At 72.9% G+C, this 16,054-nt stretch carries 12 protein-coding genes and 2 pseudogenes; 8 read left to right on the forward strand and 6 right to left on the reverse strand.

All coding sequences use genetic code 11. The features are described 5' to 3' along the window. Positions 1 to 210 precede the first annotated feature (210 nt). Positions 211 to 1,872, forward strand: coding sequence for an alkaline phosphatase (locus MCAG_RS07350; protein ID WP_036372710.1), 1,662 nt, complete (start codon positions 211 to 213; stop codon positions 1,870 to 1,872). Positions 1,873 to 1,876: 4 nt separating this feature from the next. On the opposite strand, the gene MCAG_RS07355 is transcribed toward MCAG_RS07350, so the two are convergent. Together MCAG_RS07355 and MCAG_RS07360 are read right to left on the reverse strand one after the other, a co-directional pair. Beyond that, positions 1,877 to 2,281 (reverse strand): secondary thiamine-phosphate synthase enzyme YjbQ, encoded by a 405-nt coding sequence (locus MCAG_RS07355; RefSeq protein WP_036372713.1) that lies wholly within the window; start codon positions 2,279 to 2,281, stop codon positions 1,877 to 1,879. 70 nt (positions 2,282 to 2,351) lie between these two features. Next, complete coding sequence (locus MCAG_RS07360) at positions 2,352 to 2,666, reverse strand: hypothetical protein (RefSeq protein WP_036372716.1); 315 nt, start codon at positions 2,664 to 2,666, stop codon at positions 2,352 to 2,354. Positions 2,667 to 2,824: 158 nt separating this feature from the next. Between MCAG_RS07360 and aceE the strand changes: the two genes are divergently transcribed. The 3 genes from aceE to MCAG_RS07375 all read left to right on the forward strand — a co-directional run bounded on the left by aceE (position 2,825) and on the right by MCAG_RS07375 (position 7,948). Beyond that, positions 2,825 to 5,569, forward strand: a complete 2,745-nt coding sequence (aceE, locus tag MCAG_RS07365; protein WP_007072334.1) for a pyruvate dehydrogenase (acetyl-transferring), homodimeric type — start codon at positions 2,825 to 2,827, stop codon at positions 5,567 to 5,569. Positions 5,570 to 5,726: 157 nt separating this feature from the next. Further along, positions 5,727 to 7,016, forward strand: a complete 1,290-nt coding sequence (locus MCAG_RS07370) for a choice-of-anchor B family protein (protein ID WP_036372719.1) — start codon at positions 5,727 to 5,729, stop codon at positions 7,014 to 7,016. Further along, on the forward strand, positions 7,013 to 7,948 hold the full coding sequence (locus tag MCAG_RS07375; protein WP_198141516.1) for a hypothetical protein: 936 nt from the start codon (positions 7,013 to 7,015) through the stop codon (positions 7,946 to 7,948). The genes MCAG_RS07370 and MCAG_RS07375 overlap by 4 nt, the downstream gene beginning before the upstream one ends. 110 nt (positions 7,949 to 8,058) lie before the next feature. On the opposite strand, the gene MCAG_RS07380 is transcribed toward MCAG_RS07375, so the two are convergent. Continuing rightward, complete coding sequence (locus MCAG_RS07380; RefSeq protein WP_007072337.1) at positions 8,059 to 8,505, reverse strand: SRPBCC family protein; 447 nt, start codon at positions 8,503 to 8,505, stop codon at positions 8,059 to 8,061. Between the two features lie 254 nt (positions 8,506 to 8,759). On the opposite strand from MCAG_RS07380, the pseudogene MCAG_RS07385 reads away from it, so the two are divergent. From MCAG_RS07385 to gltX, 3 genes and pseudogenes are all read left to right on the forward strand, one after another. After that, a pseudogene (locus tag MCAG_RS07385) lies at positions 8,760 to 10,128 on the forward strand (GH1 family beta-glucosidase). A 5-nt stretch (positions 10,129 to 10,133) separates the two neighbouring features. After that, positions 10,134 to 11,411: an MFS transporter gene (locus tag MCAG_RS07390; RefSeq protein ID WP_036372722.1), complete on the forward strand. Its 1,278-nt coding sequence runs from the start codon at positions 10,134 to 10,136 to the stop codon at positions 11,409 to 11,411. Between the two features lie 130 nt (positions 11,412 to 11,541). Then, positions 11,542 to 12,951 carry a glutamate--tRNA ligase gene (gene gltX / locus MCAG_RS07395; protein WP_083802216.1) on the forward strand — a complete coding sequence of 470 codons (1,410 nt, stop codon included), beginning with the start codon at positions 11,542 to 11,544 and terminating at the stop codon, positions 12,949 to 12,951. 48 nt (positions 12,952 to 12,999) lie between these two features. Here gltX and MCAG_RS07400 read toward each other — a convergent pair whose 3' ends face one another. Further along, entirely contained in the window at positions 13,000 to 13,620 is a 621-nt protein-coding gene (locus tag MCAG_RS07400; RefSeq protein ID WP_036372730.1) for a copper resistance CopC family protein, read from the reverse strand. A gap of 227 nt (positions 13,621 to 13,847) precedes the next feature. Between MCAG_RS07400 and MCAG_RS07405 the strand changes: the two genes are divergently transcribed. Beyond that, positions 13,848 to 14,591 carry a hypothetical protein gene (locus tag MCAG_RS07405; RefSeq protein WP_007072342.1) on the forward strand — a complete coding sequence of 248 codons (744 nt, stop codon included), beginning with the start codon at positions 13,848 to 13,850 and terminating at the stop codon, positions 14,589 to 14,591. A gap of 134 nt (positions 14,592 to 14,725) precedes the next feature. Here MCAG_RS07405 and MCAG_RS07410 read toward each other — a convergent pair whose 3' ends face one another. Continuing rightward, positions 14,726 to 15,076 (reverse strand): hypothetical protein, encoded by a 351-nt coding sequence (locus MCAG_RS07410; protein ID WP_007072343.1) that lies wholly within the window; start codon positions 15,074 to 15,076, stop codon positions 14,726 to 14,728. 104 nt (positions 15,077 to 15,180) lie between these two features. After that, positions 15,181 to 15,722, reverse strand: a pseudogene (locus MCAG_RS07415) (hypothetical protein). Between the last annotated feature and the right edge of the window lie 332 nt (positions 15,723 to 16,054).

Genomic DNA, 16,054 nt, shown 5'->3' on the forward strand with positions numbered 1-16,054 from the left:
TGACGCCTGCGGTAGGGAAGGGTTCCCTTCTCGCCCTGGCTCCACCCGCCGGCACCCCCCACCGGTCCCGCCCGCGCCGCCCAGCGGTGGTTAACAGGGGGCCCTTGTTAGACAAAAAGCGATAACAAGGGGCCCTTCCTTTCACCTGGCGGCCATCGACGGCCGGGAGGCTCCCCGGAGTCGACGAAGACGGACTCTGGGGAGGAAATCATGGCATTGTCCCGACGTACGATCCTGCTCTCCGGCGCGACGATCGGCGCGGTCGGCGCGGTGGCCGGGCTGCCCATGGCGGCCGGCGCGGCCGCGGCCCGCCCGCTGCGGCAGGACCCGTTCACCCTCGGGGTGGCCTCCGGCGACCCCGACCACGAGGGTTTCGTGCTGTGGACCCGGCTGGCCCCGCAGCCGCTGGCCGAGGACGGCCTCGGTGGCGTGCCGTCGCGGCCGGTGGCCGTGACCTGGGAGGTCGCCGCCGACGAGGGGTTCCGGCACGTGGTGCGGCGCGGGGTGGCGCAGGCCCGCCCGGAGTCGGCGCACAGCGTGCACGTGGAGCTGGGCGGGCTGCTGCCCGGCCGGGAGTACTTCTACCGGTTCCGGGCCGAGGGCTACGCGTCCCCGGTCGGGCGTACCCGCACCGCGCCCGCCCCGTGGAGCCTGCCGTCGACCCTGGCCATGGGCTTCGCCTCCTGCTCGCAGTACGAGCACGGATACTTCACCGCGTACCGGCGGCTGGCCGAGACCGAGCCGGAGTTGATCCTGCACCTCGGCGACTACCAGTACGAGTACGAGAAGGGCACGTACACCGTCCCGGGCGGGAACCCGCGCGACCACGAGGGCCCGGAGACCCGGACGCTGGCGAACTACCGGCAGCGGCACGCCCAGTACAAGACCGACGCGGATCTTCAGGCGGCGCACGCGGTGGCCCCCTGGGTGGTGGTCTTCGACGACCACGAGGTGGAGAACAACTGGGCCGACGAGGTGCCCGAGGCCCCGGACCCGGACTTCCCGGCCCGGCGGGCGGCGGCGTTCCAGGCGTACTACGAGAACATGCCGCTGCGGCGGACCTCGCTGCCGCGCGGCGTCGACATGCAGTTGTACCGGCGGGTGCGCTGGGGCCGGCTGGCCACGTTCCACATGCTCGACACCCGGCAGTACCGCGACGACCAGGCGTGCGGCGACGGGTACAAGGACTGCGCCGCCGCGGCCGACCCCGCCCGGTCCATCACCGGGGCGGAACAGGAGGCGTGGCTGCTCGACGGGTTCCGCCGCTCCGACGCGCGCTGGGACATCCTCGGCCAGCAGGTCTTCTTCGCCCAGCGGGACAACAACTCCGGGCCGCTCACGGTCACCAGCATGGACGCCTGGGACGGGTACGTCGCCTCCCGCGACCGGATCACCCGGGGTTGGCTGGCCGCCGGGGTGCGCAACCCGGTGGTGCTCACCGGGGACGTGCACGCCCACTGGGCCAGCGACCTGTTGCTCGACTACGCCGACCCGACGTCCCGCACGGTCGGCAGCGAGCTGGTGTGTTCGTCGATCACCTCGGGCGGGGACGGCGCGGACTCGGTGACGGGCTCCCACCCGTGGTTCGGGTTCAACCCGCACCTGCGCTTCCAGAACAGCCTCCGGGGGTACGTCCGCACCACGATCACCCCGGCTCAGTTGGCGGCCGACTTCGACGTGGTGCCGTACGTGAGCCGGCCGGACGCCCCGGCGTACACCCGGGCGACGTTCGTGATCGAGGACCGGGTGCCGGGCCTGCACCAGACGTACGACCGGCCGCCGGCACCGGCCGCGACGGCGCGCGGCACCGCCCCCGGGGCCGACGCGGACCTGGGCCGGCAGACGGTGGACGCGGAGACCGTGCGCCCGTAGCCGGTCAGCCGGGCAGGAACGAGAAGCGGACCTTGCGGGTGGGGTTGTCGCCGTTGGTGTCGACCAGGCAGATCGACTGCCAGGTGCCGAGCGCGAGCCGCCCGCCGACCACCGGCAGGGTCGCGTACGGGGGCACGAGGGCGGGTAGCACGTGGTCGCGCCCGTGCCCGGGCGAGCCGTGCCGGTGCCGCCAGCGGTCGTCGGTGGGCAGCAGGTCGTCCAGCGCCCGGAGCAGGTCGTCGTCGGAGCCGGCACCGGTCTCGATGACGGCAAGGCCGGCGGTGGCGTGCGGCACGAAGACGTGCAGCAGGCCGTCGCCGGCGCCGGAGACGAAGCGTTCCGCCTCGGCGGTGATGTCCCGGACGGTGGGCCGGCTGCCGGTCTGGACGGTGATCACCTCGGTACGCATACGGCGCATTCTGCCGCAGGCGCGCGCCCGCCGGACGGCGGTCCAGGGGCCGGCGGGGCCGCTGCGGGTGTCAGCCGGTGCTCTGGTTTCCGGGCCAGCCGAAGCCGACGTCGCCGGCGTTCGGGTCGGGGCGGGGCTGGCCCGCACCGTACGCCCCGGGGCCGTAGGGTGCGGTGGGGTCCCCGGTGGGGGTGGCGTAGCCGTACCGGGCCCGCCGCCCGCCCGTGCGGCTGAACAGCACCAGGCCCACCGCGAGCAGGGCCAGGCCGAGCAGCCCCGCCGGGGCCTTGTCGAGTTCGCCCCCGGCGAGGCCGAGGACCGACAGCAGGAGGGTGAGCGCTCCGGCCAGCACGAGTGCGCTCGCCACGGCTCGCAGCATCGTCATGGGTCGACGGTAGTAGGCCACCGCAAGCCCGCCAGAAGTTACCGGCGGGTACCTGTGTTGAGCGTCGCGTCTGGGGGAGCCAGGCGTGACGAAAAGCATCGGTAGAAGGCAGGATGAACCTCTAGAGACCTATCCCACACACACCCGAGGGAACGCCTGTGGCCACGGAACGCAAGCGCCCGGTGATCACCGCCGGTCTGCCGAGCCAGCTTCCGGACATCGACCCCGAAGAGACCGGCGAATGGGTCGAGTCGCTGGACGGTGTCATCGACGAGCGCGGAACCAAACGCGCCCGGTACGTGATGCTGCGCCTGCTGGAGCGCGCGCGGGAGCGCCAGGTCGGGGTGCCGTCGCTGACCACCACCGACTACATCAACACCATCCCGCCGGAGCGCGAACCGTGGTTCCCCGGTGACGAGCACATCGAGCGGCGGATCCGGGCGTACATCCGGTGGAACGCGGCGATGCTGGTGCACCGCGCGCAGCGCCCCGAGATCGGCGTCGGCGGGCACATCTCCACGTTCGCCAGCTCCGCGTCGCTCTACGAGGTGGGCTTCAACCACTTCTTCCGGGGCAAGGACCATCCGGGCGGCGGCGATCACATCTTCTACCAGGGCCACGCCTCCCCCGGCATGTACGCGCGGGCGTTCCTGGAGGGGCGGCTGAGCGAGAACCAGCTCGACGGGTTCCGCCAGGAGCTGTCCCACCCGGGCGGCGGGCTGCCGTCGTACCCGCACCCGCGGCTGATGCCGGACTTCTGGGAATTCCCGACCGTCTCGATGGGCCTCGGCCCGCTGAACGCGATCTACCAGGCCCGGTTCAACCGGTACCTGCACCACCGGGGCATCAAGGACACCTCACAGCAGCACGTCTGGGCGTTCCTCGGCGACGGCGAGATGGACGAGGTCGAGTCGCTCGGCGCCATCGGCGTGGCCGCCCGCGAGGAGCTGGACAACCTCACCTTCGTGATCAACTGCAACCTCCAGCGGCTCGACGGGCCGGTCCGGGGCAACGGCAAGATCATGCAGGAGCTGGAGGCGTTCTTCCGGGGCGCCGGCTGGAACGTCATCAAGGTGGTCTGGGGCCGGGAGTGGGACCCGCTGCTCGCCGCCGACACCGACGGCGCGCTGGTCAACCTCATGAACACCACGCCCGACGGTGACTACCAGACCTACAAGGCGGAGTCCGGGGCGTACGTGCGGGAGCACTTCTTCGGCCGCGACCCGCGCACCCGAAAGATGGTCGAGGGGCTCACCGACGACGAGATCTGGAACCTCAAGCGGGGCGGGCACGACTACCGCAAGCTCTACGCGGCGTACAAGGCGGCGATGGAGCACACCGGCCAGCCGACGGTCATCCTGGCCAAGACGATCAAGGGCTGGACGCTCGGCTCGCACTTCGAGGGCCGCAACGCCACGCACCAGATGAAAAAGCTGACGCTGGACGACCTGAAGCTGTTCCGCGACCGGCTGTACCTGGACATCTCGGACAAGACGCTGGAGGAGAACCCGTACCTCCCGCCGTACTTCACCCCTGGCGAGAAGTCGGAGGAGGTCGCGTACCTGCGGGAGCGCCGGGAGCAGCTCGGCGGGTACCTGCCGTCGCGGCGGACCGCCGGCAGGGCGCTGGCGATCCCGGGCAGCGAGCGGTTCGCCGACGTCAAGCGCGGCTCGGGCAAGCAGAAGGTGGCCACCACGATGGCCTTCGTCCGCCTGCTCAAGGACGTGATGAAGGACAAGGAGTTCGGCAAGCGCTGGGTGCCGATCATCCCGGACGAGGCCCGCACCTTCGGCATGGACTCGCTGTTCCCGACGCAGAAGATCTACTCGCCGCACGGCCAGCGGTACACCTCGGTCGACCGGGAGCTGTTCCTGTCGTACAAGGAGTCGACGACCGGGCAGATCCTGCACGAGGGGATCAACGAGGCCGGTTCCGTGGCCTCGTTCACCGCCGCCGGCACCGCGTACGCCACGCACGGCGAGCCGATGATCCCGCTGTACATCTTCTACTCGATGTTCGGTTTCCAGCGCACCGGCGACGGGTTCTGGGCGGCAGCCGACCAGATGGCGCGGGGCTTCGTGCTCGGCGCGACCGCCGGGCGCACCACGCTCAACGGCGAGGGCCTCCAGCACGAGGACGGCCACTCGCTGCTGCTCGCCGCCACGAACCCGGCGGTGGTCGCCTACGACGCGGCGTTCGCGTTCGAGCTGGCGCACATCATGGAGAACGGCCTGCACCGGATGTACGGCGAGCGGCCGGAGAACATCTTCTACTACCTGACCGTCTACAACGAGCCGATCCACCAGCCGGCCGAGCCGGCCGGCGTGGACGTCGAGGGGCTGCTGCGGGGCATCTACCGCTACTCCCCCGCACCGAAGGTCGACGGTGACGCCCCGAAGGCGAACATCCTGGCCTCCGGCACCGGCATGCAGTGGGCGCTCAAGGCGCAGCAGTTGCTCGCCCAGGACTGGGGGGTGGCCGCTGACGTGTGGTCGGTGACCTCCTGGACCGAGCTGCGCCGCGACGCGGTGGAGTGCGAGGAGCACAACCTGCTCAACCCGGGCGCGGAGCAGCGGGTCCCGTACATCCAGCAGAAGCTGGCCGACGCCGACGGGCCGAAGGTCGCGGTCAGCGACTGGATGCGCGCGGTACCGGACCTGATCGCCCGCTGGGTACCGGGCGACTACACCTCGCTCGGCACGGACGGGTTCGGCATGTCCGACACCCGGCACGCGCTGCGCCGGCACTTCCACGTCGACGCCGAGTCGGTCGCGGTCGCGACGCTGCGGCAGCTCGCCCTGCGGGGCGCGGTGCCGGCCAGGGTCCCGGCCGAGGCGGCGAAGAAGTACGCCATCGACGACGTCAACGCGGCTCCGGTCGGCGAGACGGGCGGCGACAGCTAGCTCGCGGACGCAGTCCGAGGGGCCCGGCGCGTCGCGCCGGGCCCCTCGGCGTACCGGCGGCGGTATGACCCGTCCGGTATCACCGCGCGACCTTGCCCCCGACCGCCAGGCGAATCCATGCTTCTCGATAATTCACCACGACGGTAGGGAGACGCCCATGCGAGTCGTCCGGATCGGGGCCGCCCTGGCGGTCGGCGCTCTCGCGGCGTCGCTGCTCGGGTCAGGCCAACCCCTCGTCGCGCATTCGCCGGACACCCCGGCCGGGCGCGCCTCGGCCCAGGAGTTCATGGCGCAGCGGGAGCCGACCCAGCGGCTGACGGCCGTTGCGGCGGCGACCTGCACCGGCGGTCAGGCCGCCGGCTACCCGTGCCGCAACGTCGACCTGTTGTCGTTCCTGCCGCTGGCCGACATCGGCGGCAGCCAGGCCAACGACATCTGGGGCTGGACCGACAGCCTGACCGGCCGGGAGTACGCGCTGGTGGGGCGGCGCAACGGCACCTCGTTCGTCGACGTGTCCAACCCGACGGCCCCGGTCTACCTGGGTAACCTCCCCGCGTACCAGAACCGCACCGCGGTCTGGCGCGACATCAAGGTCTACCGCGACCACGCGTACGTGGTGGCCGACGTGTCGGGCCACGGGATGCAGGTGTTCGACCTGACCCGGCTACGCGGCGTCACCGCCCCGCAGACCTGGACGGCGGACGCGCGGTACGGCCAGTTCGGCAACTCGCACAACATCGCCATCAACGAGGAGACCGGGTTCGCGTACGCGGTCGGCACGAACACGTGCAGCGGCGGGCTGCACATGATCGACATTCGTACCCCGAAGTCGCCGGCCTCGGCCGGCTGCGTCAGCAACGACGGGTACACCCACGACACCCAGTGCGTGGTGTACCGGGGCCCGGACACCGCCTACACGGGCCGGGAGATCTGCGTGAGCTCCAACGAGGACACCGTCACGGTGGTGGACGTGACCACCAAGTCGGCGCCCCGGCAGCTCTCCCGCATCGGCTACACCGGGCGGGCGTACACCCATCAGGGGTGGTTCACCGGGGACCAGCGGTACTTCCTGCTCGACGACGAGCTGGACGAGTCCCGGCGCGGCGTGAACACCCAGACGTACCTGTGGGACCTGGCCGACCTCGACGCGCCCCGGCACATCGGCACCTACAGCGCGCCCGCCGGGGTGATGGCCACCGACCACAACCAGTACGTCAAGGGCAGGTACAGCTACCAGGCCAACTACCGGGCGGGGCTGCGCATCCTGGACCTGACCGAGGTGCCCAACGGCCGGGCGAGCGAGGCCGGTTACTTCGACATCTACCCGTCGAGCAACAGCAGCTCGATGAACGGGGCGTGGAGCACCTACCCGTACTTCCCCAGCGGGATCGTCGTGGTCAGCGGCATCGAGCAGGGGCTCTTCGTCCTCCGGCCCCGGCTGCCGTGACCACGACCCAACGCGGGCTGCCCCTGGTGGAGACGCCCCCGCAGGGGCATCCCCACCAGGGTGGCGCGGAGGATCGGCCACCGGCGGGCCCGCCCACCGGCCGGATCGCCCGGGTCGTCGCGGCGGGGCTGATCCTCGCCCTCACCCTCGCGCTGGGCTTCGCGGCGGGCCGGTTCGGCGGGTCGCCCGCCACACTCCGGTCGGCGACGCCCGGCGCGGTCGGGCACCCCGACCACGAACCGGCCGGGTTGCAGGTGTCCCGGGACGGCTTCACGCTCGCCCTGGACACCGCCGCCCTGGCCGCCGGCCGGGCGGGGGAGCTGGCGTTCCGGATCACCGACGCGGCGGGCGTGCCGGTGACTGCCTTCCAGCCGATCCACGAGCGGCTGATGCACCTCGTGCTGGTGTCACGGGACCTGACCGGCTACCAGCACGTGCACCCGGAGCTGGACGCCGACGGCACCTGGCGGGCGGCGGTCACCCCGGCGGCGGCCGGCCCGTTGCGGGCGATCGCCGATTTCTGGCCGGTCGGCGCGTCGCGACAGGTGACGCTCGGGGTGGACGTCGCGGTGCCCGGCCGGTACGCGCCGAGGCCACCGGAGCAGCCGCAGGAGACCATCGTCGTCGACGGGTACACCGTCACCCTCGACGGCGGCCTGCGCCCGGGGGAGGCGAACCAGGTCCTGGTGTGGCTGGGCCGCGACGGCCGCCCGGTGAACGACCTGCAACCGCACCTGGGCGCGTACGGGCACCTGGTCGCGTTGCGCCACGGCGACCTGGCCTACCTGCACGTCCACCCCGCGGCGGCGAGCCGGCCGAGCTCGGTGGTGGCGTTCTCGGTGCAGGTGCCCTCGGCGGGCACGTACCGCCTCTTCTTCGAGTTCCGGCACCTCGACGTGGTGCACGTCGCCGCCTTCACGGTGACGGCCTGACGAGCCGCCCTCACGTCATCGCCGACGATGAGACGGCGGTGGTCCGCCACGCCCCTGGCCGGGACGTGCCGGGCCACCGCCGTCGCGGATGGCGCCGTGAGACGTGACCCTCAACCGACGGCGGCCAGGTCGGTCAACCGGGCCAGCGAGTCCTCCAGGTCGGCGCCGACCCGCCGCAGCCCGAGCCGAAGGAGGGCGGCCTTGACCGGGCCGGCTGGCCAGCGTACGACGATGAGCCGCACGATGGTCCCGCCCTCCTCCTCGTCTGCGGTGAGCTGGACGTAGATCTCGGTGCGAGCCTCGGCCCGGGCACCGGCACCCTTGGCGCGCTCCCGCCAGCCGATCAGGGTCGGCTCCTGGTAGGCGATCACCTCGGCCTCGTGCGCCGACCCGCGCCCGGCCTGGACCAGTTGTCGCCGGCCGAAGCCCTCCCCCGAGAGGACCTCCGCCGCGCGAACTCCCGCCAGCCAGGCCGGCAACTGCTCGGCCCGCTGGACGACTTCCCAGACCGCTTCCACCGGCGCCATCACGTGCGCACTGCGTTCCACGAGGATCATTTTCGTTCTTCCCCCACTGAGGACATCCGCGATATTCGGCACTCTATGCGCTAAATCGGACTTAATCGGACGACTTCGGAAAAGACACGCCGAAAAGCCTTGCGCGCCGATCGCCGCCGACCTATGGCGCAAACCCCGTCCGCGTCCTAGAGTCCGAACACGTTTCACGTTCGCCGGCCATCCGGCCGGTGTCCGATGGACGTCGCGCGTCCCGCGCCCGCGGACGCCGCCGGCCCCTGCCGCCTGGAGTGCGCATGACCACCGAGCCGCTGCCCGAGTTCCCGGTCGGATTCCGCTGGGGAGTCTCCACCTCCGCGTACCAGATCGAGGGCGGGGCGACCGCCGCCGGCCGGGGACCCTCCATCTGGGACACGTTCGCGCACACCCCGGGGCTGATCGCCGACGGCAGCACCGGCGACGTCGCCTGCGACCACTGGCACCGGCACGCCGAGGACGTCGCGCTGATGGCCGGGCTCGGGGTGTCGGCGTACCGCTTCTCGGTGGCCTGGCCCCGGGTGCGGCCCACCGGGAACGGCCCGGCGAACCCGGCCGGCCTGGACTTCTACGACCGGCTCGTCGACGACCTGCTGGCCGCCGGGATCGACCCGGTCGCCACCCTGTACCACTGGGACCTGCCGCAGCCCCTCCAGGACGCCGGCGGCTGGTTGCACCGGGACACCGCCGCCCGGTTCGCCGAGTACGCCGACCTGGTCGCCGCCCGGCTCGGCGACCGGGTGAAGCTGTGGATCACCCTCAACGAGCCGTTCATCCACATGAGCCTCGGCTACGGCACCGGCGAGCACGCCCCCGGCCGGACGCTGCTGTTCGACGCGTTCCCGGCGGCCCACCACCAGCTCCTCGGGCACGGGCTGGCCGTCGCCGCGCTGCGCGCCCGCACCACCAGCCCGATCGCAATCGCCAACAACTACTCGCCGGTGCGCCCGGCCGGCGACACCGACGCCGACCTCGCCGCCGCCCACGCGTACGACTCGCTGCACAACCGGCTCTTCACCGACCCGCTGCTCGGCCTCGGCTACCCCGACATCCTCGACCTCGACCCGGCGCTCGTGCGCGGCGACGACCTCGCGGTCATCGCCGCGCCGATCGACGTGCTCGGCGTCAACTACTACAACCCCACCGGGGTACGGGCACCCGAGGCCGACTCGCCGCTGCCGTTCGAGCTGGTGGAACTGGCCGACTACTCGCGCACCGCGTTCGGCTGGCCGGTCGCCCCGGACGGGCTGCGCGAGCTGCTCACCGGCCTGCGCGGACCGGTACGGCGACCGGGTGCCCCCGATCCAGGTCACCGAGAACGGCTGCGCCTACGAAGACGTACCCGATGCCGACGGCCGGGTCCACGACCCGGACCGGATCGCCTACCTCGACGCCCACCTGCGGGCCCTGCGCGCGTCGATCGACGACGGCGTGGACGTCACCGGGTACTTCGTCTGGTCACTGCTGGACAATTGGGAGTGGGCGGAGGGCTTCACCAAGCGTTTCGGCCTCGTGCACGTCGACTTCGGCACCGGGACCCGCACGCCCAAGTCGTCGTACGCCTGGTTGCGCGACGCCGTGATCCGGCCCAGCGACGCCGCCGGCCGCGCCACACCCGACGCGGAGTAGCGGCCGTGACCACCATCGACCCGATGTCGGCGTCGCTGCCCGCCGCGCTCGCCGAGCCGACCGTCCCGGTCCGGCGGAGCTGGATCGCGCTGATCTTCGCGGCGAACCTCGGGGTCTGGATGGCCTTCTTCACCCCGATCCAGGTGCTGCTGCCCCAGCAGATCGAGCGGATCGCCCCGGGCGACAAGGAGGCCATGTTCGCCGTGGTCACCGGCCTCGGCGCGCTCGCCGCGGTGCTGGCCAACCCGCTCGCCGGGGCGCTGTCGGACCGGACCTGCCTGCGGCTGGGCGGCCGGGAGCTGGGCCGCCGGCACGTCTGGACGGCCGGCGGCGCGGTCCTCGGCGCGCTCGCCCTGCTGCTGCTGGCCCGGCAGGACACCATCGCCGGGGTGGCCGTCGGCTGGGTGGCCGCCCAGGTCTGCTTCAACGCGATGCTGGCCAGCCTCACCGCCGGCATCCCGGACCGGGTGCCGGTGTTCCAGCGCGGCGGCGTCTCCGGCTGGGTGGGCATCCCGCAGTCGCTCGGCCTGGTGCTCGGCGCGGTGCTGGTGACCGCGGTGGTGACCGGCAACGCCGCCGGGTACGCCACGATCGCGCTGGCCGTGCTGCTGCTGTCGCTGCCGTTCGCGCTGCTCACCGCCGACGACCCGCTGCCCCGGGAGCACCGGCCGGCGCTACGGCCGCGCGCGCTGCTCGCCTCGATGTGGATCAGCCCGCGCCGGCACCCGGACTTCGCCTGGGCCTGGCTCACCCGGTTCCTGGTGCAGCTCGGCAACGCGCTGGGCACCCTGTACCTGCTGTACTTCCTCGCCGACGGGGTGCGCTACCCCGACCCGGAGGGCGGGCTGCTGGTGCTGATCCTGCTCTACACGCTCGGCATGATCCTCACCGCCGTGGTATCCGGCCGGCTCTCCGACCGTTCCGGCCGGCGGAAGGTCTACGTGATCACCGCCGGGCTGGTGATGGCCGTGGCCGCACTGCTGCTGGCCGCCGCGCCGGTCTGGCCGATGGCGATGGTCGCCGCGGTGCTGCTCGGCGCGGGCTACGGCGTCTACCTGTCGGTGGACGCGGCGCTGATCACCGAGGTGCTGCCGGCGGCCACCAACCGGGCCAAGGACCTCGGGGTGATCAACATCGCGAACTCCGCGCCACAGGTGCTCGGCCCGGCGCTGTCCGCCCCGATCGTGGTGCACCTGGGCGGCTACCCGACCCTGTACGCGGTCACCGCGGCGGTCACCCTCGTCGGCAGCGCGCTGGTGGTCAAGATCCGCGGGGTGGCATGAGCGTGGGTGGCGTGAGGGTGGGGTGGCGTGAGGGTGGGGCGCAGGTGTTTGCAGGGGGGCCTTCCTATACCGAAAGCGTTAACAAGGGGCCCCTCCTTACCGGCGGGCCGGCGGCCGTAGGCTGGGGCACGTGACGGTACGTGTACGCTTCGCCCCCTCGCCGACCGGAATGTTCCACGTCGGCGGCGCCCGCTCGGCCCTACAGAACTGGATCTACGCCAGGCAACAGGGCGGGGTGTTCGTGCTCCGCGTCGAGGACACCGACGCGGCGCGCAACAAGCCCGAATGGACCGAGGGCATCCTCTCCGCGCTGGACTGGATCGGCATCGCCCGGGGCAGCTACGAGGGCCCCTACTTCCAGTCGTCGTACGCCGGGGAGCACCGCGCCGCCGCGCAGCGACTGCACGAGGCCGGCAGGGCGTACTACTGCGACTGCACCCGGGAGGCCGTGCAGGCGCGTACCGGCTCGCAGTACTCCGGCTACGACGGCTTCTGCCGGGACCGGGGCCTGGCGGCGGGCGAGGGGCGCGCGCTGCGGTTCCGCACGCCGGACACCGGCGAGACCGTGGTGGTCGACCTGATCCGGGGCGAGCCGACCTTCGAGAACAGGCTGATCGAGGACTTCGTCATCGCCCGGGGCGACGGATCGCCGGTGTTCCTGCTGGCCAACGTCATCGACGACATGACGATGGGGATCACCCACGTGATCCGGGCCGAGGAGCACCTGCCCAACACGCCGAAGCAGCAGTTGCTCTGGGACGCGCTGGGCGTCAAGCCGCCGATCTGGGCACACGTGCCCGTGGTGGTCAACGAGAAGCGGCAGAAGCTGTCCAAGCGGCGGGACAAGGTCGCCCTGGAGGCGTACCGGGACGAGGGCTACCTGGCCGCGGCGATGCGCAACTACCTGATGCTGCTCGGCTGGGCGCCGTCGGGCGACCGGGAGATCGTGCCCTGGTCGGTGATCGAGGAGGAGTTCCGGCTGGAGGAGGTCAACCCCTCCCCCGCGTTCTTCGACGAGAAGAAGCTGCGCGCGTTCAACGGCGAGTACATCCGGGCGCTGCCGATCGACGAGTTCGTGGCCGCCTGCCGGCCGTGGCTGACCGGGACCGACACCATCGCGCCGCCGCCGTGGCAGCCGCAGGAGTTCGACGCCGACGCGTTCGCCGCCGTGGCCCCGCTGGCCCAGACCCGGATCGCGGTGCTCAGCGAGATCGTGCCGAACGTCGACTTCCTCTTCCTGGCCTCGCCGCTGATTGAGGAGGCCGCGTGGGCGAAGGCGATGAAGGAGGGCGCGGCCGAGCTGCTCGACGCGGCGGTCGCCGCGTACGAGGGGCTCGCGTCGTGGGACGCGGACTCGCTGAAGGCCACGCTGGAGGCGGTCGGCGCGGAGCGCGGTCTCAAGCTCGGCAAGGCCCAGGCGCCGGTGCGGGTGGCGGTCACCGGCCGCGCCGTCGGCCTGCCGCTGTTCGAGTCGCTGGAGGTCCTGGGCCGCGAGCGCACCCTCGCCCGGTTGCGCGCCGCCCGCCTGCGCCTGCCCTGATCGGGTGTACGCGACGCCTGCCCTGATCCGGTACGCGACCTGGCGCGCTCAGGAGCGGCGGCGGCGCACGGCGAACACGGCGGCGACGGCGGCGAGCAACAGCAGCAGCCCCCCGCCCAGCGCCCAGAGCCAGCCGGGCGGGCCCTTTCGCGTCGACTCGTCGGCGACCGGCGTGGCGCTGGCGGGGCCGTGCGTGGCCGCGCCAACCGACGACGGCGGGGCACCGGACGGCGACGGGGGCTCCGACGCCGTGGCCGACGGCGACGGGGGCTGGGCCGGGGTGCCGGTGGTGAGGGTGAACCGCAACTCGCCCTTGATCGGGTGGCCGTCGGCGGAGGTGACCTGGTACCCGACGATGTAAAGGCCGGCCGCGCCGGGCGCGAACGGGATCCGCACCCGTGTGCCGGAGAAGGTCGGCTCCCCACCGAGGGCGACCACATTGTCCGGCCCGGTGACTGTGATCTTCGTCGTACCCGGATTCGGCTTCGCCAGGAAGCGGAGTTCGATCCGGTCCGGTGCCTTGGCCACCCGCGCGCCGTTGGCCGGGTTGCTGCCGCTCAGCGAGTTGTGCGCGGCGGCCGGCGACGCCGGCAGCGCGAGCGACACACCGAGCGACACACCGAGAACGGCTATCCAGCCACGCACCATCCGTGGGAACCTGCCCCCCATGAACACCTCCGTAAAGGTACTATCCGCCCGCTGATCTACGGCTGAGCAATCAGTCGAGCTGAGATCGCAGATAGTTCCAATTCCCGATCCAACAGCTGCAACCGATCGACGTCTTGCGCAGTCTTTCAGGTGGGCGCCCCGCCCTGTGGGCATGGTCACCGCCTTCGACCGACCAACGCGTGACCTGCAGCGAAGCCACCCAAATCGAACGGGGCGAGGAGGCGGCGATGGTCCGACAGGTACGGCGGTTGTGCGGGGTGGCAGCGGGAGCGCTGCTGGCGACCGCGCTGGCGACGGCGCTGGCGGGGCCGGTCCGGGCTGCGGGCACGGCGACGGCAGGCGGGGTCACGACGGGCGCGGCGCTGGCCGACGCGGCCGCCACCGCCAGCACGGCGCTGGCCGGTACGGTGCCGAAGCAGACCCTACCGGCCGGTGTGGACATCACCGGCGACCGGCTGGCCGAGCCGCTGCGGCTGCGGGCCCCCACCCACCCCGCCGAGGTGGTCGCGGTCGTCGACCAGGTGAGCTGGCTCGGCCGCACCGGCGCGGCCAGCGGGCCGAAGCCCGCCGACCTGGGTCCGAAGTACACGGTGGTGCTGCTGGTCGGGGAGATCCCCACCCAGACGTACGACCTCTACCCGCTGGCCAAGGGCGGCCCCCGGGTCTACCGGCCGGCGAAGCAGCCGGACCCGGCGCGCAAGGGTAAGGCCGGCTGGTTCCTCGGCCGGCTCAGCATGTCCGAGACGCTGCGCACGGTCGGGGTGCCGCTGGAGCGGCAGCTCGACTCGGTCAGCGGCGGCGTCGGGGGCGGCGAGCGGGTGCTGCCGGACGAGTTGCTGAACCCGGCCAAGGACATCGACGAGGCGCTCGACGAGTTGCAGCGGCTGCTGCTGCTCAACGTCGGCGTGATGCTGGTGATCACCCTCGGGCTGGCCGGGATCGCGCTGCTGGTACGCCGCCGTACCCGCTGACCGGCACGCCGGGCTGACCGCAGGCCGGCACGGCCCCGGCGTACCCGCTGTCGGGCACACCCGGCGTCGCGGTGCCCGCGCCGGTCGGCAGGGGCGTCGTCGCCGGCCGGCACGGGGCGGGTCGCCGCCGGTGGTCAGCACCAGCGGCGCGGCGGGCGCTCCCGGCGGACCGCCCGGTGCCGGGGGCGAACCGGGCCGTGCGGGTGCGCGCCGGCCCAGCCGGGCAGGTCGCTGCGGCACGCCGCGGCGCGCGCCGCCTCGCCGCCGGCGGGCGACTCGGTGGCACGCTGGCGGGGCACCGGGGCCTCCTCGTCGACCGACCCGGCCCGGCCGCACGTCGGCTCCGTGGGCCGGCCACAGGGCGGCTCGGCGGGATGGGCCGCGCCGGTGAGCCGGCGGGGGTGCTTCGCCGCAGCCGGCTCGTGGTGGCCCGGCCGGCAGGACTCTCCCTGGGCGCAGCCTTGCTCGGCCTCCCCGTGCGCCATCCCGGTCTCCTCACGCTCTCCCTCGCCCACTGGCCGCTTCTTGGCCCGCGTGCCCTGACACCGTACTGGTGCGGGCGGACGCGCCGTGCGGCGCGTACCCCACCTCAGCGGCGGGGGTGGCGCGGGAAGATCGTCTCCCAGACCGGGAACGCGATCAGCCAGATCACGAGGCCGACGGTGAGCGTGCGGACCCAGTCCCACAGCTCGCGGGTGCGCTCGCGCGTCACACGACGTAGACGATCGCCGCGACGAGGAACGCGCAGGCCACGGCCCAGCCGAGCAGGCCCTTGGCCCATTCCCGCCACTCGTGCCGGGCGCGGGCCCAGCCGTGACTCGGCGGCCGGACCGGGGGCGGCCCGCCGGCGAATCGGTGGGCGAAGCGCTGGTCGGCCCAGCGGATCGTCGAGTGGCCGAAGGCCACCGAGAAGCCGAGGTACACGGCGGCCAGGCCGTGGGTGGCGTCCGCCGTGGCCCCGCGCCGCAGGTCCAGCGCGGTCACCGCGAGCAGCACCAGGTCGACCAGGGGTACGCAGACCAGCAGCGCCGCGCCGAGGCGCGGGCGGCGCAACGGGTAGCGGGCCACCAGCCCCGCCACGAGCAGCACCCAGAACCCGATCTCGCACCCGACGACGACCATGACCAGCACGCCGACCTCCCCTGTCCGTCGGGGTCCAGCGTGCCGCCCACGGCGTGTCCCGCCCTCGGCCCGGGCGACGAGATCCGGGTACCCCGAACGATGGACCACGCCGGGCGCAGCTCCTTCGGCGGACGCCGGCCTCGTGCCGTGGTCGGAGCCGGCGCGGCGGCGGGTGTGGTGGGATCGGACCATGCGACTGCCGCCCTGGCTCCGGTCCGGCACCCTGGGCCGGGACCTGGTGCTGGCCGGCATCGCCCTAGCGGGCGGGGAGGTGGTGGTGGCCGTGACGAACCCGGTCCGGGCGGGCGGAGCGGCGCTGCCCTGCGCTGGTGCCGGCCTGG

The sequence above is a fragment of the Micromonospora sp. ATCC 39149 genome, assembly GCF_000158815.1.
In the GTDB taxonomy this organism is placed as follows: domain Bacteria; phylum Actinomycetota; class Actinomycetes; order Mycobacteriales; family Micromonosporaceae; genus Micromonospora.

Excerpts from the sequence above, each read along its gene's own strand:
- MCAG_RS07350 (WP_036372710.1), top strand. The coding sequence starts at position 211 with ATGGCATTGTCCCGACGTACGATCCTGCTCTCCGGCGCGACGATCGGC.
- MCAG_RS07355 (WP_036372713.1), bottom strand. The coding sequence starts at position 2,281 with ATGCGTACCGAGGTGATCACCGTCCAGACCGGCAGCCGGCCCACCGTC.
- MCAG_RS07360 (WP_036372716.1), bottom strand. The coding sequence starts at position 2,666 with ATGACGATGCTGCGAGCCGTGGCGAGCGCACTCGTGCTGGCCGGAGCG.
- MCAG_RS07370 (WP_036372719.1), top strand. The coding sequence starts at position 5,727 with ATGCGAGTCGTCCGGATCGGGGCCGCCCTGGCGGTCGGCGCTCTCGCG.
- MCAG_RS07380 (WP_007072337.1), bottom strand. The coding sequence starts at position 8,505 with ATGATCCTCGTGGAACGCAGTGCGCACGTGATGGCGCCGGTGGAAGCG.
- MCAG_RS07400 (WP_036372730.1), bottom strand. The coding sequence starts at position 13,620 with ATGGGGGGCAGGTTCCCACGGATGGTGCGTGGCTGGATAGCCGTTCTC.
- MCAG_RS07405 (WP_007072342.1), top strand. The coding sequence starts at position 13,848 with ATGGTCCGACAGGTACGGCGGTTGTGCGGGGTGGCAGCGGGAGCGCTG.
- MCAG_RS07410 (WP_007072343.1), bottom strand. The coding sequence starts at position 15,076 with ATGGCGCACGGGGAGGCCGAGCAAGGCTGCGCCCAGGGAGAGTCCTGC.